General features: G+C 70.3%; 23 protein-coding genes and 1 pseudogene. 15 read left to right on the top strand and 9 right to left on the bottom strand.

What is annotated here, in order from left to right; genetic code table 11:
• Positions 1 to 269 precede the first annotated feature (269 nt).
• Positions 270 to 1,388, top strand: coding sequence for a HesA/MoeB/ThiF family protein (locus AC2W7E_RS05810; protein ID WP_315107051.1), 1,119 nt, complete (start codon positions 270 to 272; stop codon positions 1,386 to 1,388).
• Entirely contained in the window at positions 1,334 to 2,650 is a 1,317-nt protein-coding gene (locus tag AC2W7E_RS05815; RefSeq protein WP_485988717.1) for an MFS transporter, read from the top strand. Before AC2W7E_RS05810 ends, AC2W7E_RS05815 begins: the two co-directional genes overlap by 55 nt.
• On the opposite strand, the gene AC2W7E_RS05820 is transcribed toward AC2W7E_RS05815, so the two are convergent.
• A complete protein-coding gene (locus AC2W7E_RS05820; RefSeq protein WP_485988718.1) occupies positions 2,577 to 3,614 on the bottom strand; it encodes a DMT family transporter in 1,038 nt (345 codons plus the stop codon). The genes AC2W7E_RS05815 and AC2W7E_RS05820 overlap by 74 nt on opposite strands.
• Before the next feature lie 151 nt (positions 3,615 to 3,765).
• Between AC2W7E_RS05820 and AC2W7E_RS05825 the strand changes: the two genes are divergently transcribed.
• Positions 3,766 to 5,127, top strand: a complete 1,362-nt coding sequence (locus tag AC2W7E_RS05825; protein ID WP_378868891.1) for an NAD(P)-binding domain-containing protein — start codon at positions 3,766 to 3,768, stop codon at positions 5,125 to 5,127.
• Between the two features lie 79 nt (positions 5,128 to 5,206).
• On the opposite strand, the gene AC2W7E_RS05830 is transcribed toward AC2W7E_RS05825, so the two are convergent.
• Positions 5,207 to 5,890 carry a Pr6Pr family membrane protein gene (locus AC2W7E_RS05830; RefSeq protein ID WP_485988719.1) on the bottom strand — a complete coding sequence of 228 codons (684 nt, stop codon included), beginning with the start codon at positions 5,888 to 5,890 and terminating at the stop codon, positions 5,207 to 5,209.
• Positions 5,891 to 6,104: 214 nt separating this feature from the next.
• Here AC2W7E_RS05830 and AC2W7E_RS05835 point away from each other — a divergent pair, with 214 nt between their 5' ends.
• The 10 genes from AC2W7E_RS05835 to AC2W7E_RS05880 all read left to right on the top strand — a co-directional run bounded on the left by AC2W7E_RS05835 (position 6,105) and on the right by AC2W7E_RS05880 (position 16,119).
• Positions 6,105 to 7,391, top strand: coding sequence for an adenylosuccinate synthase (locus AC2W7E_RS05835; RefSeq protein ID WP_025104217.1), 1,287 nt, complete (start codon positions 6,105 to 6,107; stop codon positions 7,389 to 7,391).
• A 5-nt stretch (positions 7,392 to 7,396) separates the two neighbouring features.
• On the top strand, positions 7,397 to 8,500 hold the full coding sequence (locus AC2W7E_RS05840) for a lactonase family protein (protein ID WP_485988720.1): 1,104 nt from the start codon (positions 7,397 to 7,399) through the stop codon (positions 8,498 to 8,500).
• Positions 8,501 to 8,831: 331 nt separating this feature from the next.
• A complete protein-coding gene (locus tag AC2W7E_RS05845; protein WP_485988721.1) occupies positions 8,832 to 9,956 on the top strand; it encodes an MFS transporter in 1,125 nt (374 codons plus the stop codon).
• 75 nt (positions 9,957 to 10,031) lie between these two features.
• Positions 10,032 to 10,613, top strand: a complete 582-nt coding sequence (locus AC2W7E_RS05850) for a biotin transporter BioY (protein ID WP_485988722.1) — start codon at positions 10,032 to 10,034, stop codon at positions 10,611 to 10,613.
• A 367-nt stretch (positions 10,614 to 10,980) separates the two neighbouring features.
• On the top strand, positions 10,981 to 12,417 hold the full coding sequence (locus AC2W7E_RS05855; protein WP_485988723.1) for a dihydrolipoyl dehydrogenase family protein: 1,437 nt from the start codon (positions 10,981 to 10,983) through the stop codon (positions 12,415 to 12,417).
• A 135-nt stretch (positions 12,418 to 12,552) separates the two neighbouring features.
• Complete coding sequence (locus AC2W7E_RS05860; protein ID WP_085604301.1) at positions 12,553 to 12,855, top strand: DUF427 domain-containing protein; 303 nt, start codon at positions 12,553 to 12,555, stop codon at positions 12,853 to 12,855.
• A gap of 52 nt (positions 12,856 to 12,907) precedes the next feature.
• Positions 12,908 to 13,768 carry an ABC transporter ATP-binding protein gene (locus AC2W7E_RS05865; protein WP_025104211.1) on the top strand — a complete coding sequence of 287 codons (861 nt, stop codon included), beginning with the start codon at positions 12,908 to 12,910 and terminating at the stop codon, positions 13,766 to 13,768.
• Positions 13,765 to 14,448 carry an ABC transporter permease gene (locus tag AC2W7E_RS05870; protein ID WP_025104210.1) on the top strand — a complete coding sequence of 228 codons (684 nt, stop codon included), beginning with the start codon at positions 13,765 to 13,767 and terminating at the stop codon, positions 14,446 to 14,448. Before AC2W7E_RS05865 ends, AC2W7E_RS05870 begins: the two co-directional genes overlap by 4 nt.
• Entirely contained in the window at positions 14,445 to 15,164 is a 720-nt protein-coding gene (locus AC2W7E_RS05875; protein ID WP_025104209.1) for an ABC transporter permease, read from the top strand. The genes AC2W7E_RS05870 and AC2W7E_RS05875 overlap by 4 nt, the downstream gene beginning before the upstream one ends.
• Before the next feature lie 34 nt (positions 15,165 to 15,198).
• Positions 15,199 to 16,119: an ABC transporter substrate-binding protein gene (locus AC2W7E_RS05880; RefSeq protein WP_025104208.1), complete on the top strand. Its 921-nt coding sequence runs from the start codon at positions 15,199 to 15,201 to the stop codon at positions 16,117 to 16,119.
• 157 nt (positions 16,120 to 16,276) lie between these two features.
• On the opposite strand, the gene AC2W7E_RS05885 is transcribed toward AC2W7E_RS05880, so the two are convergent.
• Positions 16,277 to 17,497 (bottom strand): AI-2E family transporter, encoded by a 1,221-nt coding sequence (locus AC2W7E_RS05885; RefSeq protein ID WP_485988724.1) that lies wholly within the window; start codon positions 17,495 to 17,497, stop codon positions 16,277 to 16,279.
• Positions 17,498 to 17,559: 62 nt separating this feature from the next.
• On the opposite strand from AC2W7E_RS05885, the gene AC2W7E_RS05890 reads away from it, so the two are divergent.
• Positions 17,560 to 17,859, top strand: coding sequence for a chorismate mutase (locus AC2W7E_RS05890; protein WP_025104206.1), 300 nt, complete (start codon positions 17,560 to 17,562; stop codon positions 17,857 to 17,859).
• A 9-nt stretch (positions 17,860 to 17,868) separates the two neighbouring features.
• Here the strand turns inward: AC2W7E_RS05890 and AC2W7E_RS05895 are convergent.
• From AC2W7E_RS05895 to AC2W7E_RS05910, 4 genes and pseudogenes are all read right to left on the bottom strand, one after another.
• Positions 17,869 to 19,574: pseudogene (locus AC2W7E_RS05895) on the bottom strand (long-chain-fatty-acid--CoA ligase).
• A 67-nt stretch (positions 19,575 to 19,641) separates the two neighbouring features.
• Complete coding sequence (locus AC2W7E_RS05900) at positions 19,642 to 20,184, bottom strand: GNAT family N-acetyltransferase (RefSeq protein ID WP_136051461.1); 543 nt, start codon at positions 20,182 to 20,184, stop codon at positions 19,642 to 19,644.
• Positions 20,184 to 20,777: a short chain dehydrogenase gene (locus AC2W7E_RS05905; protein WP_485988725.1), complete on the bottom strand. Its 594-nt coding sequence runs from the start codon at positions 20,775 to 20,777 to the stop codon at positions 20,184 to 20,186. The genes AC2W7E_RS05900 and AC2W7E_RS05905 overlap by 1 nt, the downstream gene beginning before the upstream one ends.
• A gap of 103 nt (positions 20,778 to 20,880) precedes the next feature.
• Positions 20,881 to 21,978: an ROK family transcriptional regulator gene (locus AC2W7E_RS05910; protein ID WP_485988726.1), complete on the bottom strand. Its 1,098-nt coding sequence runs from the start codon at positions 21,976 to 21,978 to the stop codon at positions 20,881 to 20,883.
• Between the two features lie 122 nt (positions 21,979 to 22,100).
• Here AC2W7E_RS05910 and AC2W7E_RS05915 point away from each other — a divergent pair, with 122 nt between their 5' ends.
• Positions 22,101 to 23,264: an ROK family protein gene (locus tag AC2W7E_RS05915; protein ID WP_485988727.1), complete on the top strand. Its 1,164-nt coding sequence runs from the start codon at positions 22,101 to 22,103 to the stop codon at positions 23,262 to 23,264.
• Positions 23,265 to 23,445: 181 nt separating this feature from the next.
• Here AC2W7E_RS05915 and AC2W7E_RS05920 read toward each other — a convergent pair whose 3' ends face one another.
• Complete coding sequence (locus AC2W7E_RS05920; protein ID WP_205807853.1) at positions 23,446 to 24,372, bottom strand: carbohydrate ABC transporter permease; 927 nt, start codon at positions 24,370 to 24,372, stop codon at positions 23,446 to 23,448.
• A 2-nt stretch (positions 24,373 to 24,374) separates the two neighbouring features.
• Positions 24,375 to 25,346 (bottom strand): carbohydrate ABC transporter permease, encoded by a 972-nt coding sequence (locus AC2W7E_RS05925; RefSeq protein WP_025104199.1) that lies wholly within the window; start codon positions 25,344 to 25,346, stop codon positions 24,375 to 24,377.
• Between the last annotated feature and the right edge of the window lie 6 nt (positions 25,347 to 25,352).

Below are 25,352 nucleotides of genomic sequence, written 5' to 3' on the forward strand. Positions count from 1 at the left end.
GCCGACCAGCGTAATCGCAACCTGCGCGGAGGTCGCCGCTAAGCGGCCGGATGAGTCTGCTCCACTGTCTCCATTGACATGCAACGTTTTACCCGCTGATACTTGGCTCGTTCGATACCGACCCGACTATGCGAGAGGAGGAGCTATGTCGTTCACAGTTCGGGCAACCAAGGAACGTGACATCAGCTGGGGTGTTCTCTGAGAACGCGCACGCCACCCCGTATCGCTCGGCTTACTCGGTCGAGCGATACGGGGCCGAAAGGAACTTCATGCGACCGCAGATCAAAAGAGCGCTACCCATCTATTGGCTCGCTGACGATGTCGTCCGCATCGGCGCGCAGCAGGGGATCACGAAGGAGCTCACCGACCCGCAGGGCCAATTGCGCGTCCTGTTACCGCTGCTCGACGGCAGGCGTGAGTACGGCGACGTCCTTCGAGAGGCGTGCCAAGCCCTCGGCGACCTGTCTGAAGACGACGTGCGCGAGGGGATCCAGTATCTCGACGCAAGCGGCCTCATCGAGGACGCGTGCTCTTACGACAGCCTGCCCGTTCGGCTGGAGGCCAATCAGACGTTCTTTGCGGCCGCCGCCGAGAATACGCAGGCAGCGGCGAATCGTGCCCAGCATGTTCTCCGCGAGTCTCATGTCGTTCTGCTCGGGCTCGGAGGGGGCGGAAGCGCAAGCCTCCCGCAGCTTTTGGCGTGCGGCCTCCGAAAGCTCACCATCCTCGACTATGACGTCGTAGATGAGAGCAACCTCAACCGGCAGACTCTGTTCCGGACGAGTGATATCGGGCGGAAGAAGACCGACGTAAGCGCAGAGTATTGTCGAGCGTTCGCTCCGGACGTCGATGTCGAGGTGTTCGATCTGAAGGTCGCCTCGGTGGACGACATCGTTCGGGTTGCGCGGGGAGCCGACGTCATCATCTGCGCCATCGATGAGCCTCGGTTCATTGCCCAACGCCGTGCGAACGCCGCGGCGGTGCGACTCGGAATCCCCGTCGTCATCATGCTCACTCAGCACACCAGCGGCCGCTTCTTCTCGGTGGTTCCGCGAGAGTCCGGCTGCCTCGATTGCTTGCACATCTTCGACGAACTCAACACGGATGGCTTCCTGCGGCAGTTCCATGCACTGATGTCGCCGGCGAGAGACGCGGCGACCGCGGCGATTGCGCCGCACATTCAGAGGCTCACGTCCTTCGGCGTGGACGAGGCGATGCGCCTGATCACCGGATACGCGGCCCCTTTGGGTCTCGGCCGACAGGTCGAGGTGAACTACATCACAGGAGCGCTCCGCATCATCATGAACTGGGATCGACACCCGGGCTGCCCGACGTGCGGATCGGGCGACTCCCAGTTCGACTACATCTTCGATGCCGACCCGCTGTGAATCCGCCTCGGCTGGGTCTCTGGCGCGTCCGCGACTATCGGGCGTGGTTCGCCGGTGACACGCTCACCCAAGTCGGCTTGAGCATCGGGGCCTTCGCCTTCACTCTTCTCGGCTACTACGTCACATCCGACGCCTTTCTCGCAGGGCTGATCGGCACTGTCTCGGCCGTCGCGCGGGCGGTGTCGACCCTTCCTGGTGGCGTTCTCGCCGACAGGTTCGACGCCCGAAGGCTGATGATCTGGTCGGGCGCGTCCGCGTTCGCGATCTACGCAGGGCTGTCGGCGATGTACGTCACGGGCACGCTGACGACAGCTGTGCTCATCGTGATCGCGGCAGGAGAGGGGCTCGTCGTGGGGCTCTTCTTCACGGTCACGGACGTCGCGCTCCCGCGCATCGTCGGGAAGCGATTCCTGGCCGAGGCATCCGCAGCCAACCAGTCTCGCGACGCAGCCATCCGGCTTGCGGCGGCACCGGTATCGGGGCTGCTCTTCGGTGTGCACCCTTCGTTGCCGCTGATCGTCTCGGCGGTCGCTCGGCTCGGAGAAGTCGGATCCGCCCTCGCGATACGTAAGGACCTCAGCCCCGAGGGCCTCGGTGACGAAGCGGGGGTGCGATCGCTCGCCGCAGGTCGTCGTTGGCTGGCGGTGTGGCGTCAACCGCGAACCCTCATTGGTCTGATCGTGCTGGTCAACTTCTGCCTGGGTGCCTGTGGAATGACCATCGTGCTCAGCCAGCAACAGACAGGCACCCCCGCGTGGCAGATCGGAACCATCCAGACCATGCAGGGCGCAGGCGTGCTCGCAGGTGGAGCCGTCGCGGGATGGATACTCCGCCGATACAGCGGGCGCGCGATCGTGCGCCTATCGATCTGCATGATCACTCTGGCGTTCACCGCTCTTCTCGTTACTCAGAGCGTTCCCGCTGTGGCGGTCATCGGCTTCGTCGCCTCGATGCCGTTGATACCTCTCAACGCCGTGCAGGGGTCGTACCTCGCGTTGATCATCCCCGACCAGATCCGCGGTCGCGTGCTGTCGCTTTCGTCCTTGCTCGGAGCGCTCGCCGGCGGTGCCGCGCCTCTGCTGGCCGGAGCGCTTCTGGAGTACGCCGGTTACTACCTTGCGGTCGGGGTGCCTCTCGCCATCCTCGCGGGGACGGCGGTGGCCGCTGCGCTCTCCAGGGCGGTCGGAGCTATTCCCCGGAGGAGCGAGTTCGACCAGGTCGAACCGCTTCCCCTGTCCGCGGGTGCCATCGCAGACGCGTGATGAGCACGCCGAGCAGGCACAGCGCGCCGCCCACGAACATGAGCGGGGTGGGCACCTCCCCGAGGATCAGCCACGACAGGAGGATGGCGAGGGCCGGGACCACGTAGGTCGTCGCGGAGGTCTTCCCCGCGGTGCTGCGCTGCAGCACGTACGCCCAGGTGGTGAAGGCGATGGCGGTGGGGAAGATGCCGAGGTAGACCACCCACAGCGTCGCGTCGAGGGGCGCCGTCTGCACGTCGGCGATCAACGCGCCGAGCCAGGGAATCAGGGCGATCGTGCCGGCGGCCGCCCCGAGCCAGGTCAGCGTGGTGGCGTCGACCCCCGAGGTGAGCAGGTGTTTCTGCAGCAGGGTGCACCCCGCGTACATGACCGCGGCGAGAAGGGCCAGCAGGAGGCCCGTGAGGTCGGGGCCGGTGCTGCTGGTGGAGTTCATGCCGATGAGGACCACCCCGAGGAAGGCGATGGGGGCGCCGAGCACCAGGGGGCGGGGGAATCCCTCCCGGAGGAAGAGACCGCTGAAGACGACGACCATGAGCGGCGCCAGGTTCACGACCATCGCGGCGGTCCCGGCGTCGAGGGTCCGTTCGGCACTGTTGAGGGCCAGGTTGTAGATGCAGAACCATCCGACACCCCACGCGGCGATCAGCAGCCAGTGGCGGCGCTCCGGGAGCCGGATGCCGTGCCGCAGCGCGATGATCGTCAGCACGAGGGTGCCCACGGCCATGCGCAGCAGCGCCAAGGCCCCGGGGTCGTAGTGCGGTCCTGCGCCACGGATCCCGATGAAGGCCGAGGCCCAGAGCACCACCGTCACCGCGGCCGCGAGCAGGACCAGGGCGCCGCGCGATCGCGCCGGCGAGCCCTGCGGGTCGAGCCGCTCCGATGCCCTGATGTCCTGCCGCACCGTCCGATCCTGGCACCGGCCGCCGACATCGGCGATGCGCGGAAGCGACAGCCGTCGTCGCATTCCCGCCAGGGTCGCCGCGGGGCACTGCTAACGTCGAAGAGCAGCCACTGTCCGGGCAGGTCGAGCGTTCCGCTCCCACCGGGGAAGAACTGTCCTCCTCTCCCGGATACGGCTGCGCCCGATACATGACGGAAGAGTTTGAGGACGATACGTGACGAACAGTGAACGAGTAGCGATCATCGGCGCCGGCCCCTCGGGGATGGCGCAGCTGCGGGCCTTCGAGTCCGCGGCCCGTGCGGGGGCGGAGATCCCCGAACTGGTCTGCTTCGAGAAGCAGGCCGACTGGGGCGGCCAGTGGAACTACACCTGGCGCACCGGGCTGGACGAGTACGGCGAGCCCGTGCACTCCAGCATGTACCGCAACCTGTGGTCGAACGGCCCGAAGGAGGCCCTGGAGTTCGCCGACTACACCTTCGACGAGCACTTCGGACGGCCGATCTCGTCGTACCCGCCGCGTCCGGTGCTGTGGGACTACATCGCCGGGCGCCTCGCGAAGACGCAGGTGCGCGACCTCATCCGCTTCGAGACCGTGGTGCGCTGGGTGGAGTTCGACGAGGACCGTGAGGTGTTCCGTCTCACCAGCGAGCACCTGCCGACCGGACGCACGACCACGGAGGAGTTCGACCGGGTCGTCGTGGCCAGCGGACACTTCTCCTTCCCGAACGTGCCGCACTTCGACGGCATCGAGACCTTCCCCGGATCCGTCGCCCACGCGCACGACTTCCGGGGCGCGGAGGCCCTCGCCGGGCGGGACGTGCTCGTGATCGGGTCGAGCTATTCGGCGGAGGACATCGGCAGCCAGGCCTTCAAGATGGGCGCCCGCTCGGTCACCGCGAGCTACCGGACCGCGCCGATGGGCTACGACTGGCCGGAGGGCTTCGAGGAGCGTCCGTGCGTCGAGCGCTTCGAGGGCCGCACCGTGCACTTCGCCGACGGCACCTCGAAGGAGGTCGACGCGGTCATCCTCTGCACCGGCTACCTGCACAAGTACCCGTTCCTGCCCGCGGAGCTCGCCCTGTCCTCGCCGAACAACGTCTACCCCGACGGGCTGTACCGGGGCGTGCTCTGGCAGGGCAACCCGCGCCTCGCCTACCTCGGCGCGCAGGACCAGTGGTTCACGTTCAACATGTTCGACGCGCAGGCGTGGTTCGTGCGCGACGTCATCCTGGGCCGGATCGCCCTGCCCGACGAGGGCGAGCGCGCCGCGTCCATCGCCGCGTGGCGGAAGCGGTTCGCGGAGATCGACTCGGCGGCGACGGAGATCCGCTTCCAGGCCGACTACATCCGCGACCTGCTGGAGTGCACCGACTATCCGGCGTTCGACCTCGATCGCGTCGTGGAGATCTTCCTCGCCTGGAAGCACGACAAGAAGGCCGACATCATGGGCTACCGCGACCGCGTGTACCCCTCGGTCATGACCGGGACGCTCGCCGCCGCACACCACACCCCGTGGCTGGACGAGCTCGACGACTCCCTCGAACGCTATCTCGAGGCCGACGCGCTCCTCGTCTGATCGCCGACCCACCCCCTTCCGGTCGTCCCACCCCTTTTCGTACGTCCGCAAGGGGGTGGGGCGCACGGGAAGGGGTGGGTCACGGCCGGGCCCGACGCCGCCCGATCCCCACGACGAGCGCGGCCGTGGCGAGGATGATCGCGGCGATGAGGAGCACCCAGAGCGCGACGCCGCCGTAGCCGCCGTTCAGCGCGGGATCGAGGAAGGGGTACGGGTACCACCACGGGTTCCCGGTCGCGGGTGCGGTCACGAGGTTCGCGCGGAGCAGGGTGTAGACGACCCACACGATCGGGAAGACCGCGGCGATCCCTACGGTGCCCCAGCCGAGCGCCCGACGACGCGGCGCGAACAGTACGTCGGCGAGCAGGACGAGCGGGATGACGACGTGCAGCACCTCGTTCGACCAGGCGACCGTGGCCCCCTGCGGCAGCGCGATCCCGCGGAGCAGCGTGTTGTAGACGACGCCCGTGACGATCATGTAGGTGCTCGCGCACACGAGCAGCGTCGCCAGCCACGTCGGCTCGACTCTCGCGTCGCGGTGCGTCAGCCCCCAGATCCCGCCGACGGCCAGCACCACCGCGGCCAGCACGTTGGAGAGGATCGTGAAGAAGCTGAAGAAGTTCGCTAACACGGTGGGCAGGTGCGCGCCCCACGCGGTGTCCGCGGCGAGGGCGATCTCCAGCGTGCGCACGAGCTGCGCGACGATCGCCGCCACCGCGAGCGCCGCCGCCGAGAGTCGGACATAGGGCCACCACCGCGTCATCGCCACCTCCGTCGCCACTGTAGCGGCCCCCTCTGCCGTCCCGCCCGGCACGATGCGGGACCGAAAAGGTGCCTCCGCGGCCCCGGGAAGGTGCGTGTTCCGTCCCGTATCGGCCTTCCCGGGGGCTGTCCGAGGCCTGCCGATAGGATGGGAGCGCCCGAAGAGGGCCAGCTCATCGGCCGGTGCAAACCCGGCGAAAGCCAAGGGGTTACCCATGCCAGGAATCGTTATCGTCGGCGTGCAGTGGGGCGACGAAGGAAAGGGCAAGGCCACCGATCTGCTCGGTGAGCGCACCGACTGGGTGGTGAAGTTCAACGGCGGCAACAACGCCGGGCACACCGTCGTCGTGGGCGATGAGAAATACGCCCTGCACCTGCTGCCCTCCGGCATCCTGTCGCCCGGCGTGAACCCGGTCATCGGCAACGGCGTGGTCATCGACCTCGAGGTGCTCTTCTCCGAGCTGGAGGCCCTGTCCGCCCGCGGCATCGACGTCTCGCGGCTCAAGGTCAGCGCCAACGCGCACATCATCACCCAGTACCACCGCACGCTCGACAAGGTCACCGAGCGCTTCCTCGGCAAGCGCAACATCGGCACCACCGGCCGCGGCATCGGTCCGGCCTACGCCGACAAGATCAACCGCGTCGGCATCCGCGTGCAGGACCTCTTCGACGAGAACATCCTGCGCCAGAAGGTCGAGGGCGCCCTCGACCAGAAGAACCACCTCCTGGTGAAGGTCTTCAACCGCCGCGCCGTCACCTGCGACGAGATCGTCGACGACCTGCTCTCCTACGCCGAGCGTCTGCGTCCGATGGTCGCCGACACGGGCTACCTCATCGACCAGGCCCTGAACCGCGGCGAGGTCGTCGTGTTCGAGGGCGGCCAGGCCACGATGCTCGACATCGACCACGGCACCTACCCGTTCGTCACCTCGTCCTCGGCCACGGCCGGCGGCGCCTCGACCGGCTCCGGGGTCGGCCCCGGCGCACTCGACCGCATCGTGGGCATCGTCAAGGCCTACACGACCCGCGTCGGCTCCGGTCCGTTCCCGACCGAGCTGTTCGACGAGCAGGGCGAGTGGCTGCGCAAGCAGGGCTTCGAGTTCGGCACCACGACCGGGCGTCCGCGCCGCGTGGGCTGGTACGACGCCCCCATCACGCGGTACGCCACGCGCATCAACGGCATCACCGACCTCGTGCTCACGAAGCTCGACATCCTCACCGGGCTCGAGAAGATCCCGGTGTGCGTGGCCTACGACGTGGACGGGGAGCGGTTCGACGAGGTGCCGGTGAACCAGACCGACTTCCACCACGCGAAGCCGATCCTGGAGTACTTCCCGGGCTGGAGCGAGGACATCTCGACCGCGCGCACCTTCGAGGACCTTCCGCAGACGGCGCAGGACTACGTGCTCGCGCTGGAGGAGATGAGCAACACGCGCATCTCGGTGATCGGCGTCGGTCCGGAGCGCGATCAGGTGATCGTGCGCCACGACCTGCTCGACTGACCGGCATGACGCGGTTCTGGCTCGGGGGCTACGGCCCGGCGATGGAAGGCTCCGCCGAGGGGATCGGCGTGCTGGCAGGCGACGAGGGCCGGGAGGCCGCGACGCTCGCCTACCGCGGACCCGTGACGCAGACGCCGTCGCCGTCGTGGCTGGCGGCGCATCCGTCCCTCGACGTCGTGTATGCGGCGCTGGAAGGCGATGCCGCCGTGCAGGCGTTCGCGCGCACCGGGGAGCTGGCGCTGACGCCGCTCGGCGATCCGGTGGCGACGGGGGACGGCGTCTGTCATCTCGCGGTGTCGCCGAACGGCCAGACGCTCGTCGCCAGCTGCTACGGCGACGGGCGGGTCGTCCGTTTCGGACTCGCCGCGGATGGTCGTCTCGTGCCGGCGAAGGAAGATGCGGCGGCAGCCCTGCGTGCCGCCCTCTTCGGCGACGGCGATCCGGATGCGTCCCCCGCCACGCCCGCCGGGGACGGCATCGCGGCGGTCGACCCCTACGGCGCCGCGGGCCGCGCATCTCACGCGCACGCCGCCGCCTTCCTGCCGGACGGCCGCGTGGCGACGACCGACCTCGGCTTCGATCTCGTCCGGTTCTGGCGCCTGCAGGGCCCCGGGCTCGTCCTCGACCAGGAGGTCGTGCTTCCGCGCGGCACCGGTCCGCGCCACATGGTCGTGCATCCGAGCGGTCACCTGCATGTCGTGACCGAGTACTCCTGCGAGGTCTTCACGCTCGCGGCCGCCGCCGACGGCACCTGGGACGTCGTCTCCTCGGCTCCGGCCAGCCCCATCGCGCAGGTCGGCGTGGACTTCCCCGCCGAGCTCACCCGCTCCAAGGACGGTCAGTTCCTCTACACCGCCCTCCGTGGCAGCAACACCATCGCGGCGCTGCGGGTGCGCGGCAGCGGCGAGGCCCTGGAGCCGGTCGCGCTCGCCGACTCCGGAGTCGACTGGCCGCGACACCACCTCGTCTACCAGGGCAAGCTCCTCGTCGCCGGTCAGCGCTCCGACACCGTCACGCTGCTCGACCTCGACGAGCGGACGGGAGCACCGCTCGGAGTCCGGCACGAGGCGCAGGCTCCCGCGCCGACGAGCATCCTCCCGCTCCGCTGACTCCCTTCCGGACCTGCGTCCATCCGGGACTTGACCTCAACCATTCTTGAGGTTCTAGCGTCGTCCTCATGACGACCGAGACCGGGCGCACCGCGCCGTCCACGCCCGCCCCGTCCCGCATCCTCGGCGGCGAGTACGTCTGGATCACGATCGGCGCGTGCGCCCTCGTGTTCCTCGGCGCCTTCGAATCGCTGGCGGTCACCACGGTGATGCCGGCGGTCAGCGCCGACCTCGACGGCGAGCGGCTGTACGCGCTGGCCTTCGCCGGACCGCTCGCGACGAGCGTGATCGGCATGGTGGTCGCCGGCAACTGGTCCGATCGGCGGGCCCCGTGGCGCCGCTATACGCGTCCGTCGCCCTGTTCACCGTGGGACTGCTCGTCGCGGGGCTCGCGCCGACCATGGAGGTCCTCGTCGCGGGACGCTTCGCGCAGGGGCTCGGCAACGGCGGACTCATGGTGGCTCTCTACGTCGTGGTCGCCCGGGTGTACCCGACGTCCCTGCATCCGGCGATCTTCGCGGGGTTCGCCGCCGCGTGGGTCATCCCCTCGCTGATCGGTCCGACGATCGCGGGTGCGGTCACGGAGGTATGGAGCTGGCACTGGGTCTTCCTCGGGGTCGTGGTGCTCGTCGTGCTCGCGCTGCTGATGGTCGTCCCGGCCCTCCGCGGCCTCGCGCGCAGCGGAGACGCCACCACGCCGTGGGCTCTCGGACGGCTGGGGTGGTCGGTGCTCGCCGCCTCCGCCGTGCTCGCCCTCGACCTCGTGGGCGAGGTCCCGGTCGCCGGGCCGTTCCTGTCGGCGGCCGCGGTGGTGATCGCGATCGCGGCGGTGCGCCCGCTCCTTCCGCGGGGCGCGCTCATCGCCCGCCGGGGCCTGCCGTCGGTGATCCTGGTGCGCGGTCTCGGGGCGGCGGCGTTCTTCGGGGCGCAGATCTACCTGCCGTACCTGCTCACCGATCGGTACCTGCTGTCGCCGACCCTCGCCGGGCTCGCGCTGACCGGGGGTGCGCTCGCCTGGTCGGCGGCGGCGACCGTCCAGGGGCGGATGGGCGAGCGCCTGTCGAGCGTGACCGCGGTGCGGGTGGGGACGGTCCTCGTGGTCATCGGGATCGCCTTGATCCTGGCGATCACGGTTACGCAGGCCACCCCGCTGCTCGCCGCCCTCGCCTGGGTCGTCGCGGGTGCGGGCATGGGGTTGATGAGCCCGCGATCCAGTGCGCTCGTCCTCGCGATGTCCTCCCCGGCGGAGCAGGGGTTCAACAGCGGGGCGATGACCGTGGCCGACTCCTTCGGAAGCGCGCTCGCCCTCGCCGTCACGGGCTCGCTCTTCGTCACGCTCGGGGCCATTGCCGGAGTGGATGCGTTCGCGGGAGTGTTCGCGCTCGCCGCGGTGATCGGTGCGGCGGCGGCCGTCCTCGCCCCGCGGACCAGGAGTGTGGAGCCCGCTGCGGAGTGATTTGCGCGGGATGTGCGGGCGCCCCTACCCTGGTGAACGGTGTTCAGGTGAACACCGTTCAGGAAGGGACACCCGATGGCATCCACCCCCCGCGACACCTCCGCGACCCTCGGCCGCGTCGCTGTCTTCGCCGCGCTCATCATCGTGCTCGGCACGGTCGTCGTCCTGCTGCCCGGTGGGGTGCCCATCACCGGACAGACGCTCGCCGTCATGCTGGCCGGTCTCGTCCTCGGCCCCCGGGTCGCACCGTGGTCGGTCGCCCTCGTCCTCGTGCTCGCGGCGGTCGGTCTTCCCGTCCTCGCGGGCGGACGCGGAGGTCTCGGGGTCTTCGTCGGCCCCACGGCCGGGTACCTGCTCGGCTGGATCGTGGGCGTCGTCGTCATCGGACTCCTGATGCGCACCGGCCGCCCGACCTGGTGGCGTACCGCGCTCGCGGCCCTCGTCGGCGGTGTGTTCGTCGTCTACGCCTTCGGCATCCCCGTCCAGGCCCTCGTCACCGGCGTTCCCCTCGACCTCACGGCCCTCTCGACCCTGGCCTTCCTCCCGGGCGACCTCATCAAGGTGACCGCGGCGACCCTCATCGTCGTGGCCCTCCGTCGCGCCTATCCCCGGGCCTTCGCCGACACGCGTCCCGCGCGCCCCGCCGTCGTCGCCTGACCCCAGGGCCGTCCCGGACGGTCCCGTCGGCACCGTCCGTCCCGTCGACTCCGTCTGTCCCGTCGACTCCGTCGGTCCCGTCGACTCCGTCGGTCCTGTTGCGGATGCACGACCAGGACACGGCTGCCGGCGGATCGCCCCGTCCCGGTCGTGCATCCGTCCCCAGGTCGTGCATCCGGAACGTCGTGCATCCGAAACGTCGGAGGAAGGAACGTCGTGCATCCAGGTCGTGCACCCGGAACATCGGAACCGGGAACCGAACGGGAAGGACGGGCATATCGGCGGACGGGAACAACTCACCCGTGACTCGACGTTCCTCATGAGCGAGACTGGGCCACGGACCGCCGCGGCCACGAGAGGGGCGAGCATGACTGCTGCCGACAAGACCGACGAATACGACCTCATCGTGCTGGGCGGTGGTCCGGTCGGGGAGAACGTGGCGGACCGTGCCGTGCAGGGTGGTCTCACAGCGATCATCGTGGAGAGCGAGCTCGTCGGCGGGGAGTGCTCGTACTGGGCGTGCATGCCGTCGAAGGCGCTGCTCCGCTCGGCCCAGGCGCTCCGTGCCGCGCAGCACGTCGCCGGCGCCGCGCAGGCCGTGACCGGCTCCCTCGACGTGCGCGCGGTGTTCGAGCGTCGCGACTCCTTCACGAGCAACTGGTCCGACGACGGGCAGGTGAAGTGGCTGGAGTCCGCACACATCGACCTCGCCCGGGGGCACGGCCGGCTGACCGGCGAGCGCGAGGTGACGGTGACCGACCAGGACGGCGGCACCCGGGTGCTGCGCGCGCGCCACGCGGTCGCCATCAGCACCGGTTCGGATGCGGTCATCCCGCCCATCGAGGGTCTGCGGGAGGCCTCGCCCTGGACGAGCCGCGAGGCGACCAGCGCCGAGGAGCTGCCCGACAGTCTCGCGGTCATCGGCGGCGGCGTGGTCGCGGTCGAGATGGCCACCGCGTACGCCGCGCTCGGCTCGTCGGTGACGCTGCTGGCGCGCAGCGGGCTGCTGGGCGGGATGGAGCCCTTCGCCGGAGAGCGGGTGGCCGACGGCCTGCGTGAGCTCGGCGTCGACGTCCGCACCGACACCGGTACGACGGCGGTGCACCGCGACGGTGAGCGGGTCACGATCACCCTCGACAACGGCGAGACGGTGACCGCGGCGGAGGTGCTTGTCGCGACCGGACGCTCTCCCCGCAGCGCCGACATCGGGCTCGAGGCGGTCGGGCTCGAGCCGGGCCGCTGGATCGAGACGGACGACACCCTCCGCGTCCCCGGGCACGACTGGCTGTACGCCGTCGGCGACGTCAACGGCCGCGTGCTGCTGACCCACCAGGGCAAGTACCAGGCGCGCGCCGCGGGCGACGTCATCGTCGCGCGGGCGAATGGCGACGCGGTGGACGACGCGCCCTGGGGCCGTCACGTCGCCACGGCCGACCACGCCGCGGTGCCCCAGGTCACCTTCTCGATCCCGCAGGTCGGGTCCGTCGGACTCACCGAGGCGGCAGCGAAGGACGCCGGCACCGCCGTCCGCGTCGTCGACTACGACCTCGGGTGGGTGGCGGGCGCGAGCCTGTACGAGGACGGCTTCGCCGGGCAGGCGCGCCTGGTCGTCGACTCCGACCGCGACGTCGTGATCGGTGCCACGTTCGTCGGCCCCGAGGTCGCCGAGCTCGTGCAGGCCGCGACCACCGCGATCGTCGGCGAGGTCCCGATCGCCCGACTCTGGCACGCCGTGCCCTCCTACCCCACGATCAGCGAGATCTGGCTGCGGCTGCTGGAGGGCTACGGCCGCGACTCGGCCTGATCCGGGCAATCCGATCCCGGTCGCGTGACGAACAGAACGCGCATTGTGTCCCAGATTGACGACCACGCGCGCAACCCCGTGCCGGATGTCGCACCCGTCTTATACGCTCGAACCCACATCCGAGGAGGCAGGACCATGAAGGCTGTACTCGCAGGAAACGTCATCGCCGAGGCCGACCAGGACGACCTCATCCGCATCGAGGGGAACTGGTACTTCCCGCCGGCAGCCGTCGCGCCGGACGTCCTCGTCGAGAGCCCCACGCCGTACACCTGTCCGTGGAAGGGCGAGTGCCAGTACTACTCCGTCCAGGTCGACGGAGAGCTGCACAAGGATCTCGCGTGGTCGTACCCGCACCCGTACCCGTCGGCGTTCGACCGGGTCGGCAAGGACTTCTCCGGCTACGTCGCCTTCGCCCCGGGCGTCGAGGTCTCGGCCTAGTCCCACACGACCCACGACCGCACGTCCGCACGACCGTCGGAGAGACACCCTCATGATCGAGTTCCGCAACGTCACGAAGCGCTTCCCCGACGGAACGCTCGCCGTAGACGACTTCAGCCTCGTGCTGCCCTCCCGCAAGACCACCGTGTTCGTCGGCTCGTCCGGCTGCGGCAAGACCACCCTGCTGCGGATGATCAACCGCATGGTGGAGCCGACGTCGGGAGAGGTCGAGATCGACGGGGAGAGCGTGCTCTCGGGCGACCCGGTCGCCCTGCGCCGGCGCATCGGCTATGTGATGCAGAACTCCGGGCTCATGCCGCACTTCACCGTCATCGACAACGTGGCCACCGTGCTGCGGCTGAACGGAGTGAAGCGCGCGCAGGCGCACGAGCGTGCTCGCGAGCTGCTCACGACCGTCGGCCTCGACCAGGCGCTCGCCGACCGGTACCCGAGTCAGTTGTCGGGTGGTCAGCAGCAGCGTGTCGGGGTGGCCCGCGGGCTCGCCGCCGATCCGAATATCCTCCTCATGGACGAGCCGTTCGGTGCGGTCGACCCCATCGTCCGCGCCGACCTCCAGCAGGAGACCCTGCGGCTGCAGCACGAGCTCGACAAGACGGTCGTGTTCGTCACGCACGACATCGACGAGGCCTTCCTCCTCGGCGACCAGGTCGTCATCCTCGACAAGGGCGCCCGGATCGTGCAGGTCGGCAGCCCCAGCGAGATCATCGAGAACCCGGCCGACGACTTCGTCTCCTCCTTCATCGGGGCCGACCGCGGCCGCCGCGCGCTGCACCTCAAGCAGACCCCGCGGGGAACCGTGGTCGTCGACTCCGAGGGCCGCACGCAGGGGGCGATCGTCGATGCGCCGGAGGGCGTGGTCGACGGAGCCGACACGGTGAAGGCGGCCCCGTGAACTGGGTCGGCGACAACCTCGGGCTGATCCTCGAGCTCACCGCGGTGCACCTGCAGCAGAGCGCGATCGCGATCGTGCTCGGTTTCGTGCTGGCGCTCCCGCTGGGGTGGGTGGCCTGGCGCTATCAGCTTGTGAAGGGTCCGGTCATCGTCCTCACCGGGCTGCTCTACACGATCCCCTCCCTCGCCCTCCTCATCCTGCTGCCGTCGGTGGCGGGCTACCCGGCGCGCAGCCCGGCCAACCTCGTCATCGGCCTGACGATCTACGCGATCGCGATCCTCGTCCGCGCGGTGTCCGACGGCCTGGACTCGGTCGACCCCGCGATCCGGCAGTCGGCGGTCGCGATGGGCTACGGCGGGTTCCGCCGCTTCTGGACGGTCGACTTCCCGCTCGCCGGGCCGGTCATCCTCGCGGGCCTCCGAGTGGCGGCGGTGAGCACCATCTCGCTCGCGACGGTCGGCATCCTCGTCGGCGTCACGAACCTCGGCTACCTGTTCACGAACGGCCTCCAGCGCCGCATCCTCGCCGAGGTCTTCACCGGCATCGTCGCCGTCGTCGTCATCGCCCTGGTCATCGATCTCCTGCTGGTCCTCCTCGGGCGGGCCCTCATGCCGTGGACGCGGGCGGCGGCCACCCCTGCCGCTGCGCGGCGGACGATCACGTTGAGGACGGCCGCATGAACGTGTTCACCGAGGCCTTCGCCTGGCTGTTCTCTCCCGACCGCTGGGTCGGGACGTACTCCCTCCCCGTCCTGTTCGGCCAGCACGTCTTCTACACGGTGGTCTCCGTGCTGATCGCCGCGGTGATCGCCGTACCGCTCGGCTGGCTCATCGGGCACACCGGGAAGGGGCGGGAGATCGCGGTCGCCGTCTCCGGAGCGGCCCGCGCGATCCCGTCCTTCGGCCTCATGGTGCTGCTGGTGCTCCTGCTCGGGGTGCTGCGCACGCCCCTCGCGGCGATCATCACCTTCGTCGTCCTGGCGATCCCGTCCCTGCTGGCCGGCGCCTACACGGGCCTGGAGGCGGTCGATCGCCGCACCATCGACGCGGCGCGGGCGATGGGGATGACCGGCTGGCAGGTGTTCTGGAAGGTCGAGGTGCCGCTCGGCATGCCGCTGCTGGTCGGCGGCCTCCGCTCGGCGCTGCTGCAGGTCATCGCCACGGTGACGATCGCGGCCTACGTGAACCTCGGCGGCCTCGGCTGGCCGATCATCCAGGGCATCCCGCTCCGCCGCTTCGACCAGGTGCTCGGCGGCGCGATCCTCGTCGCGGTGCTCGCGCTCCTCGTCGACCTCCTGCTCGCGCTCGCCCAGCACGCCGCGGTGCCCCGCGGTGTGCGCACCCGTCCGCAACGCCGTCGCGCTCGGGCGACCGCCCCCGCGGCCGCACCCGCCTGAACCACAGCATCGTCCCCCAGAGAAGAGGAAGTCCATGTTCACTGCACGAAAGTCCCGCCTCGCCCTTGCCGGCGGCGTCGCGCTCGCCGCCGCCCTCGCCCTCTCCGGCTGCGCCAACAGCAACCCGCTGGACGCGCCCACCGACGACGCCGGCGACGGTGGGGGCAGCGACACCATCGTCATCGGTTCGCAGGCCTACTACTCGAACGAGATCATCGCCGAGATCTACGCGCAGGCGCTCGAGGCCGCCGACTTCGACGTCGACCGTCAGTTCAGCATCGGCCAGCGCGACGCCTACATGCCGGACGTCGAGTCCGGGGCGATCGACCTGTTCCCCGAGTACACGGGCAACCTGCTCGAGTACCTGGACAAGGATGCGACCGCCACCAGCCCGGACGACGTCTACGCGGCCCTGAAGGACGCGCTCCCGGACGGCCTCACCGCGCTCGACTACGCCGAGGCCTCCGACCAGGACACCTACACGGTGCTCAAGAGCTTCGCCGAGGAGAACGACCTCACCTCGATCGCCGACCTCGCGGACGTCACCACCCCGGTCACGATCGGCGCGGCTCCGGAGTTCGAGCAGCGTCCGTACGGTCCCGCCGCGGCCAAGGAGGTCTACGGCGTCGACCTGGCGTTCTCGGCCACCGGTCCCACGACGCTGGAGTCGCTGCTTGCCGGCGAGATCCAGGTCGCGGACATCTACTCGGCCGACCCGGCCTTCCAGACCGAGGACATCGTGGCGCTGGAAGACCCAGAGAACATCATCCTGGCCTCGAACGTGGTCCCGATCGCTTCCAGCGACGTGGCCGACGAGATCGCCGACGTCATCAACGGCATCAGCGCCAAGCTGACCGCCGAGGAGCTCGTCGCCCTCAACGTGCAGAGCACGGTCGACCAGAAGTCGGCGGAGGACATCGCGAAGCAGTGGCTGACGGACAACGACCTCATCTGAGTCGTCTCCCCGCGAAGCGCCCGGCCCTCAGGGGTCGGGCGCTTCGTCGTTCTCGACCGCCGCGTGCACAGCTTCGGAGATCTCGCCCGACACGCCGCGGAGGACCCTGGGCTCACGGCGTGTCGCCTCGGATCTCCGAAGTTGTGCAGGGGTGGGGTCAGGTGCGGGAGTCCTGCTTCGGCACGACCACCTGCTTGACGATGATGAGGATCGAGGCGGTGACGGGCACGGCCACGAGGGCGCCGAGCAGACCGAGGAGCGTGCCGCCGGCGAGGGCGCCGATGACGACGAGCGAGCCCGGCACGGCCACCGCCTTGTTCATGACCCGGGGGGTGAGCACGTACGCCTCGATCTGCATGTAGACGAGGTAGATCGCGGCGAAGACCAGCGCGGCGATCGGGTTCGTGAACAGCGCGAGGATGGTGCCGATCATCCAGAACAGCACGGAGCCGACGAGCGGGATGAGTGTGACGCAGAAGGCGATCGCGGCCATGAGCGGCGGGAACGGCAGGCCGAGCACGGTGTAGAGGATGAGGGCGAGGGTCGCGTTGCAGAACGCGAGGACGACCATCCCCATCACGTAGCCGCCGACCGAATCGGTGATCTGCTGGGAGATGTCGCCGGCGCGGTCGCGGTCGCGGGCCGGGACGAGACGCAGCATCCCCTGGCGCATGGCCGGCAGGGTCGCGAGGAAGTACAGCGTCAGCACGAGCACCACGATCGCGCCCGAGATCCCGCTCGCGATGGACGCGCCCACCTGGAGCGCCCCGCCGCCGATCGTCGCGAGGTTGCCGAAGTCGGAGAGGAACTTCTGCACCTCCGACACGAGGTCCTGGAACTGGTCACCGAACTGGTTGTTGAGGGTGGCGTAGAGGTCGGACTTCGTGAAGTCCTGGATCATGCCGGGGACCGACTTCACGAACCCGGCGATCTGATCGACGACGATGGGCACGATCATCCAGAGGACGAGGGCCACGACGACGATGAGGGCGAGGATCGTCACCACGACGGAGAGCGCGCGGGAGATGCCGCGGCGCTCGAGGAAGCGGACGGCCGGGTCGAGACCGAGCGCGGCGAACAGGGCGAGCGCGATGTAGATGAGGACGGTGGAGAGGTTGTAGAGCGCGCTGCCGATCACGATCGCCCCGAGACCGCCGAGCGTCACGAGGAACCCGAACACGAACGGCCGATCGATCCGCGTCCAGAACGACCGGTTCGGCGTGGTCGGCTCGATCAGCACAGGGCGGGACGGCTTCGCGGCGGCGTCGGGCGCCTCCACCGCAGCGCCGACCAGCGCGGCATCGACGGGGACGGCTTCCGGGGCGGGACCGCCCTGGCCGTCGTGCGGAGCGGAGGCCGGCGACTGGTCGTTGCTCATGAGCACACGATAGCGGTGCCCCTCGTCGGAGGCCGGGTGATCTGCGGCTCTAGAGTAGGGGCATGACTGCCGCTGAGGATCCGAAGGCCGAACTGCTCCGGCTGCGTGCGAGCATCGACAACATCGACGCGGCGCTGATCTTCCTGCTCGCGGAGCGGTTCCGCGCCACGCAGCAGGTGGGCCACCTCAAGGCCGAGCACGCGATGCCGCCGTCCGACCCGAACCGCGAGGAGCAGCAGGTCGCCCGGCTCCGCGCGCTCGCAGAGGACGCCCACCTCGACCCGGAGTTCGCGGAGAAGTGGTTCAACTTCGTCGTGGCCGAGGTCATCCGCCACCACACCGAGGCCGCGGAAGGGCGCTGAGCCCGCGCGTCAGGCCCCGCGCTCGGCGAGCAGCCGGTCGCGCACCTCGCGCCGCAGCACTTTGCCGATGAGCGACCGCGGGAGGTCGTCGACGGCGGTGATCCGGCGCGGCACCTTGTAGGCGGTCAGGTGGGTGCGGCAGAAGTCGCGGAGCCCGTCCATGTCCGCCGCCGCGCCCTCGCGGAGCACCACTGCCGCGGCGACCTCCTCGCCGCCACTCGCCCGAGGGAGCCCCACGACGGCGGCCGCGACGACGTCCGGGTGGGCTTCCAGCGCGCTTTCCACCTCGCTGGGCGCGACGTTGAAGCCGCCGGTGATGATGAGCTCCTTCCGGCGGTCGACGATGGTGACGAACCCGTCGGGAGAGACCTCGGCGATGTCGCCGGTGCGGAGCCAGCCGTCCGGCAACAGGGTCTCGGCCGTCTCGCCGGGGCGCCCCCAGTATCCCTGGAAGACCTGCGGTCCGCGCAGCAGCAGCTCACCGGGCTCGCCCGTGGGCACGTCGACATCGGGGTCGTCGGGGTCGACGACACGGATCTCCGTGCTCGGGAACGGGACGCCGACGGTGCCGGGACGCCGCGTCGGACCCATCGGGTTGCCGAGCGCGACCGGGGAGGCCTCGGTCATCCCGTACCCCTCGACGAGCAGTCCCCCGGTGGCCTCCTCCCAGCGTCGCACCGTCGCCACGGGGAGGCTCATGGCCCCGGAGATCGCGAACCGCACCGTCGAGAGGTCCACCGTGCCGCGGGCGGCGCGCGGGCCAGCTGGTCGTAGATGGGCGGGACGGCGGGGAGGAAGGTCGGCGGGCTCGTGCGGGCGGCGTCCATGACCAGGCTCACATCGAAGGCCGGGAACAGCACCACCTTCGCCCCGATGCTCAACGCGAACGTGAGGCACAGGGTTAGTCCGTAGGCGTGGAAGAGCGGAAGCACGGCGTAGAAAGTCTCCTCGCCGTCGCGGAGTCCGGGCACCCAGGCCCGCCCCTGCATCGCGTTGGCCCGCAGATTCGCGTGGGTGAGGATGGCGCCCTTGGGGACCCCGGTCGTCCCGCTCGTGTACTGCAGGACGGCGGTGTCGCCCAGCGACGGCCCGGGGGTGCGGCGGGGGAGCCGGCGGTGCGACACGAGCTTCTTCCACGGCGTCAGGTGCCGCGCGCGGGGCGTGCCGGTCAGCTTCGCCCGCGATGCCCGGGCCTTCGGGACGGGGAGTCGCAGCAGGAGGCGCTTCGACAGGGGCATCGCCCCCGTGAGGTCGACGCTCACGATGTGGCCGACCCGGAGGTCGTCGGGGAACCCCGCGACGGTGTCGGCGACCTTGTCCCACACGATCGCGACGCGGGCCCCGTGGTCCTCGAACTGGTGGCGCAGCTCCCGCGCGGTGTAGAGCGGGTTGTGCTCGACGACGATCGCGCCGAGGCGCAGGACCGCGTAGAACGCGACGACGTGCTGCGGGCAGTTCGGCAGCACCAGCGCCACCCGGTCGCCCTTCGTGACCCCGAGGTGGCGGAGTCCCTCCGCGGCGCGGTCGATCTGCTCGCCGAGCTCCCGGTAGGTGGTCACGGCACCGAAGAACTCGAGGGCGGGGCGGCGCGCATACCGCCGGACGCTGGCGGCCAGCATCTGCGGCAGGGTCTGCGTCGGCTCGTCGATGTCGGCCGGCACGCCCTCGGCATAGGAGCGGAGCCAGGGACGGGAAGACAGCGGCGCGTCGGTCATGCCCTCATCTTCCGACACGGACCTGTGCTCCGTCTCCCCCTTGCGCTCACCACCGCTCGGCGTGCAGTCACCCGTCCGCGAGGACGCCCATGACGATGGCGTCGACCCACTCGCCGTCCCAGCGCAGCGCCTCCCGACGCCGGCCCTCGACGACGAACCCGGCCTTCTCGTAGGCGCGCTGCGCCCGCGGGTTGAACGCGTACACCTCGAGCTCCACGCGATGCAGTCCCACGGTGTCGAAGGCGTGCCGGATGACCGCGCGCGTCGCCTCGGTCCCGTATCCGGCGCCGAACCACCGCGGGCCGGCGAGGGCGATGCGGAAACCGGCCGAGCCGTTGTCCTCGTCCAGGTCGCTGAGGACCACCTCGCCGATGTGCGCGCCGTCGTCGCGACGGAGGATCGCCCAATCCGCCCGGTCGTCCCGGTCGGCGAGCGACCGGAGCCAGGTCTCGACGCCCTCGCGGGTGAAGCGCGCGTGGGTGCCGGTCAGCCGCAGCACCTCGGGCTCCTGCAGGGCCGCCCAGGTGCCGTCGAGATGCTCCGGTCCGAGCGGCACGAGGTCCAGCCGCTCGGTGGTCAGGGTGGGGACGGGAGTGAGGGAGAGCGCCATCAGACGGGGAGCACCCGCCCCGAGACGATGCCCTCGACCGCGAGCACGTACGCTTGGCCGACCTCGTCGTCGGTGACAGGGCGGTGGCCGGGGAAGGTCGAGAAGTACCCGGGGGAGTTCGCCAGCACGTCGGGGGAGACCGCATTGATGCGGATCCCCCGCGGGGCCTCGGCCGCCGCCGTGATCACGAACGACTCCAGGGCGCCGTTGGCCATCGCCGCCGCCGCTCCCGTCGCGATCGGCTCCCGCGCGAGCACGCCGCTGGTGAGGGTGATGGAGCCGCCGTCGGTCACGTGGTCGAGGGCGACCCGCACGACGTCGAGCTGCGCGAGGGTCTTCCCGGTGAAGGCGGCGAGATAGTCGTCGCGGTCGAGATCGGTGAGCGGCTTGAAGGGCACGGAGCCCACGGCGACCACGACGGCGTCGACCGGGCCGACCCGCTCGAAGAGGCTGCGGATGGAGGCGGGGTCGGTCACGTCCACGTTCTGCTCGCCGGAGCGGGACGCCCGCACGACCTCGTGTCCCCGCACGTCGAGGGTGGCGGCGACCACCCCGCCGATGCTGCCGGTCGCGCCGATCACGAGTACCTTCATGCGGATTCCCTCCCAGGACGGATCGAGACGACGGACGGCCGCCTCGCGGGATCGAGTCTCCCATCCCTTCCGGGCGGGAGGGGACGGATGACGGGCGCGTCCGTCAGCGCGGGCTGAACTCGGCGGCCACCACGCGGGTCGCCGCGCCCAGCAGGACGGCGTCGTCGAGCGCGCTCGGCACCACGGTCGGTCCGAGGGAGGGGTGCGAGGCGGCACGGACCGCGGCGGCCGTCGCGTCCACGAACTCCGGGGAGACGATCCCGTCCGGACCGCTCAGGACGATCGTGGGCAGGTCGACGGCGGCGGCGATGACCGAGAGCGACGTGCCGAGCCGGGCGCCGGCGGCGGTGAGCACCGTCGCGTGGTCTGCGCCCGGGGTCTCCAGGCGCCGGGCGATGGCGGGAGCCGCCGCCCACGCGTGGACGCAGCCGTCGCGGCCGCACAGGCACAGCTCACCGGGGTCGCCACCCGCACCGACGTGCGCGAGCTCGCGGGCGCCGATGGAGCGTTCCACCGGGGCGCCGTCGTCGCCGACGACGCGGATCGCGGTGCCGATGCGGGTGCCGATGCGGACGAGCAGGAAGTCGGTGCCGACGGAGCCGAACCGCTGCGCGGCGTCGGCCACGAGATCGGCGTCGTCGAACAGGTGGACGGGCGCGTCGAGGACGTCCGCGAGTCGAGGGCCGAGACCGAGCAGCGCGGAGGAGCCGGTGGGCACGCCGATGCCGATGCCGAGCGCGGGACCGTCGGCGAGGGCCCGCAGCTCGGCGACGAGACCGGCGATCGCGGCGGCGGCGTCCGCAGTGCGCGGCCGGCGGAGGCGGTGCGCGATGCGGCCGTCCGGCGAGGCCAGTGCGCCGACGATGTCGTCGGGTGCGGAGAGGTCGAGTGCGATGACTTGGACGGCACGCTGGTCGAACTCGAGCATCACGGCGGGCTTCCCCGGCCGGGACTCCTGGCTGGGTCCGCTCTCCCGGATCACACCGTCGGCGAGCAGGTCGCGCACGACCTCGGAGACGGTGGGGCGGGCGAGGCCGGTGAGCCGGGACAGATCGGCGCGACTCAGGGCGGACTGCTCCATGAGGGTGCGGAGGACGAGGGCGCGGTTCCGCTCCCGGATACCGCGGGCGTGACCGTTGCCCGGTGGCTGCGCGGCTCGTGCCCGATCCGCGGGGCGCTCTAGGATCTGGGGGTAGCGCACGATGCTCCTCCCGATCGACGCTCGGGCTGACTAAGTTCAATGAATAAACTAACGGACCGAGCGTACGGAGCGGTACGCGCGCTGTCAATCGACGGACCTCGGCCCCGAGAAGGAACCCGCAGATGTTCACCCACGACGACGCGCTGGACACCCAGGCGGCGGTTCGGCGAGCGAACCTGCGACGGGCGCTCCAGCTCGTCTTCCAGGCCTCCGGTTCGCAGACCCGTGCCGGCATCGCGCGGGCGACCGGACTCACGGCGGCGACCGCGTCGTCCCTCGTCGCCGAGCTCATCGAGAACCGCTTGATCGCGGAGGGTGAGCAGGCGGTGAGCACGGGGGGCAAGCGCGCGACCACGCTCAGCATCGACGCGGAGCACCACCTGATCCTCGTGCTCGTCGTGCAGCCGACCAGCGCGTACCTGGCGCTCGTCGCGCTCGACGGCTCCGAGGTCGACCGCCGCAGCATCGCGTACACCGTGCAGACGCGCAACCGGGTCCTCGACGAGACGGTCGCGGAGGTCGTCGCCGCAACCGGGTCGCGGCTGCTCGCGGTCGGTGTGCAGGTCCCGGGGACGACGGACGGCCGCACGGTGCTGGAGAGCGTGCAACTGGAGTGGCACGAGGTGCCGCTGGCGGAGCGCTTCGAGAGCATCGCGGGCGTCCCGGTCCTCCTCGTCAACGACGTCGATGCCGAGGCCATCGCGGAGGCCGGGCTGGACGCCGCCCCCTCGGGCTACCGCCTGTTCATCCACAGCGGCGGGGGCATCGGCGCCGCGGTCACCCTCGACGGGGAGCTCGCGCCCGGACCCCGCGACCGTGCCGGGGAGATCGGGCACGTGCAGGTGGTGTTCGGCGATGCCGCCCGCCCGTGCCGCTGCGGGCGGCGCGGCTGCCTGGAGTCGGCGGCCGCGATGGGACCGATGCTCGGCGAGGAGTTCTCGGACGCCCTGGACGCGTCGGCGGTCCGTGCCCTCGTCGCCCGGGCGGATCAGACGCTGATCGACGACGGGGCGCGGGCGCTGGCCCGCGCCATCAAGCTCATCGGGGCGCTGCTCGATCCGATCGAGGTCGTCATCGGCGGCCCCGCGACGGAGCTCGGCCCCCGGTTCCTGGAGCGGGTGCGGGCCGAGAGCGGCTACCCCGCCCGCGGCACCGCCGACATCCCGATCCGGTACGCCGATCCGCGCGTCGCCCCCTCCGCCGGCCCCGCGCAGGCCGCCCTCACCGCCGTCCTCGGCGTGCGATGGAGCCCCGAGCAGCTCCGCGCCGGCGGCCCCCGCCCTTGATCCCGCCCCCGACCCGCCCCTGACCACTCCCGTCGGATGTTCCGGCTGCACGATCCGGGTACGGGCGCACGACCGGATCCGCCCGGAACCCCTGCACGCGCGCCCCGGTCGTGCAGGGGCGCCGGATGGGAACCCGGGGGGGTGGACGGGAACCCGGGGGGGGGACGGGAACCGGGACGGGCTACTTCACGCTGCCGGCGGTGAGGCCGCCGACGAGACGCTTCTCGATGAGCATGAAGAGGATGATGACGGGCAGGATCGCGACGATCGAGACGCCGAACACGTACTGCCAGCTCGTCTCGTACTGACCGACGAACTTCGTGAGCGCGACCGACAGCGGCTGGTTCTTGTCCGTCGACAGGATCACCAGCGAGGCGGCGAACTCGTTCCAGCAGGCCACGAACGTGAACACGATCGCGGTGACGATGCCCGGCCAGACGAGCGGGAGGTTGATCCGGAACAGGACAGTGAGGCGCCCGGCACCGTCGATCTGCGCCGCCTCGTCGACCTCCTTGGGGATGCCGGCGAAGAACGAGTGCATGATCCACACGGCGAACGACAGGTTGAAGGCCGCGTTGATGAAGATCATCGCGGTCCAGGTGTCGCCGAGGCCGAGGACGGTGAACTGCCGGAACAGGCCCGACGTGAGCACCGCCGGCTGCAGCATCTGCGTCACGATCACGAGGAACAGGAACACCATGCGGCCGGGGAACCGGAACCGGGCCGTGTAGTACGCCGCCGGGAGCGACACGAGCAGCACCAGGAGCGTCGCGAACACGGAGATGACGATGGTCGAGACGAGGTTGTACGGCAGCGGCGTCTCGGGCGTCGACCACATCGTGAGGTAGTTCTCCCAGTGCCACTCCACCGGGAGGTAGGTCGGGTCGACCGAGCGGATCTGCGCCTTCGTCTTCACCGATCCGAAGAACATGATGAGGTACGGCAGCACGAAGACCGCGAGCACGAGGAACCCGGCGGCGGTGCGCAGGATCACCCGGGGCAGCGTCACCTGATCCGCGGTGTAGCGGCGCCGGCGGCCGGGGATCGGCGGGGTGCGTCGTCCGCGGGAGTCGGCGGTGGTCACGAGGGCGGTCTCGGTCACGGTCATGATCAGACCTCCTTCATGGGCTTGACGATCTTGACGTAGGCCGCGACGATCGCGATCACGATGAGGAAGGCCACGACCGACAGGGCGCTCGCGACGTCGACCTTCTTCTGCAGCTCGATGTATTTGAAGATGAGCGTCATGATCGTGTCGGCGCCGTAGCCCGGGATCGACCCGGTCATCACCTTGAGGATCGGCAGCGAGTTGAAGACGTTGATGATGTTGATGAGGATCGCCACGGCGAGGGCGCTCCGCAGCTGCGGCAGGACGATCGACCAGTAGGTGCGGGCCGCTCCGGCGCCGTCCATCTTGGCGGCCTCGATCGCATCGGCGGGGACGGACTGCAGCCCCGCGAGGATCGTGTAGGTCGTGAAGGGCAGCGACACGAACACCGCGATGACGATGGACCAGGCGAACGCCGTCGTCGGGTTCTTCGTCCAGCCGTAGCCCACCGCGTCGTCGGAGAGCCCGATGTCGTAGAGGAACTTGTTGAAGACCCCGAAGTACGGCTCGAGGCTGTAGTAGAAGACCATCGTGGTCATCACCACGGACGCGGCCCACGGCACGATGACCGCCATCCGCACGAGCTGGCGACCCGGGAACGCCTTGTTGAGGATCTGCGCGAGTCCGAGCGAGATGACGACCGTGAACAGCACGACCGACACGACCCACACGATCGTGCGGACGAAGATCGGCCAGAACTCCGGGAACGTGAAGACGGTCACGAAGTTGTCGAAGCCGACCGAGCCCTTGTCCAGGCCCGACAGCGAGATGTCGCGGGTGGAGTTGAAGAACATGACGCCGGCGGGGAACAGCACCACGCCGATGATGAGCACCAGCGCGGGGGCGATCCACGGCAGCGCCTGCAGGAGGTCCCGCCCGCCGGGGCGACCGCGCACGGCCGTCCCGGCGTCCGGGGTGCGGGGGCGGCCGGTGGCCGCCCCCGCGAGGTTCGAGGATTCTGTCGTCTGGCTCATGGGGGA

Source organism: Microbacterium sp. CFSPD4_SD4, from assembly GCF_057364585.1.

Excerpts from the sequence above, each read along its gene's own strand:
- AC2W7E_RS05820 (WP_485988718.1), bottom strand. The coding sequence starts at position 3,614 with ATGCGACGACGGCTGTCGCTTCCGCGCATCGCCGATGTCGGCGGCCGG.
- AC2W7E_RS05890 (WP_025104206.1), top strand. The coding sequence starts at position 17,560 with ATGACTGCCGCTGAGGATCCGAAGGCCGAACTGCTCCGGCTGCGTGCG.
- AC2W7E_RS05920 (WP_205807853.1), bottom strand. The coding sequence starts at position 24,372 with ATGACCGTGACCGAGACCGCCCTCGTGACCACCGCCGACTCCCGCGGA.
- AC2W7E_RS05905 (WP_485988725.1), bottom strand. The coding sequence starts at position 20,777 with ATGAAGGTACTCGTGATCGGCGCGACCGGCAGCATCGGCGGGGTGGTC.
- AC2W7E_RS05810 (WP_315107051.1), top strand. The coding sequence starts at position 270 with ATGCGACCGCAGATCAAAAGAGCGCTACCCATCTATTGGCTCGCTGAC.
- AC2W7E_RS05830 (WP_485988719.1), bottom strand. The coding sequence starts at position 5,890 with ATGACGCGGTGGTGGCCCTATGTCCGACTCTCGGCGGCGGCGCTCGCG.
- AC2W7E_RS05885 (WP_485988724.1), bottom strand. The coding sequence starts at position 17,497 with ATGAGCAACGACCAGTCGCCGGCCTCCGCTCCGCACGACGGCCAGGGC.
- AC2W7E_RS05835 (WP_025104217.1), top strand. The coding sequence starts at position 6,105 with ATGCCAGGAATCGTTATCGTCGGCGTGCAGTGGGGCGACGAAGGAAAG.
- AC2W7E_RS05865 (WP_025104211.1), top strand. The coding sequence starts at position 12,908 with ATGATCGAGTTCCGCAACGTCACGAAGCGCTTCCCCGACGGAACGCTC.
- AC2W7E_RS05875 (WP_025104209.1), top strand. The coding sequence starts at position 14,445 with ATGAACGTGTTCACCGAGGCCTTCGCCTGGCTGTTCTCTCCCGACCGC.
- AC2W7E_RS05900 (WP_136051461.1), bottom strand. The coding sequence starts at position 20,184 with ATGGCGCTCTCCCTCACTCCCGTCCCCACCCTGACCACCGAGCGGCTG.
- AC2W7E_RS05925 (WP_025104199.1), bottom strand. The coding sequence starts at position 25,346 with ATGAGCCAGACGACAGAATCCTCGAACCTCGCGGGGGCGGCCACCGGC.
- AC2W7E_RS05915 (WP_485988727.1), top strand. The coding sequence starts at position 22,101 with ATGTTCACCCACGACGACGCGCTGGACACCCAGGCGGCGGTTCGGCGA.
- AC2W7E_RS05880 (WP_025104208.1), top strand. The coding sequence starts at position 15,199 with ATGTTCACTGCACGAAAGTCCCGCCTCGCCCTTGCCGGCGGCGTCGCG.
- AC2W7E_RS05850 (WP_485988722.1), top strand. The coding sequence starts at position 10,032 with ATGGCATCCACCCCCCGCGACACCTCCGCGACCCTCGGCCGCGTCGCT.
- AC2W7E_RS05860 (WP_085604301.1), top strand. The coding sequence starts at position 12,553 with ATGAAGGCTGTACTCGCAGGAAACGTCATCGCCGAGGCCGACCAGGAC.
- AC2W7E_RS05840 (WP_485988720.1), top strand. The coding sequence starts at position 7,397 with ATGACGCGGTTCTGGCTCGGGGGCTACGGCCCGGCGATGGAAGGCTCC.
- AC2W7E_RS05855 (WP_485988723.1), top strand. The coding sequence starts at position 10,981 with ATGACTGCTGCCGACAAGACCGACGAATACGACCTCATCGTGCTGGGC.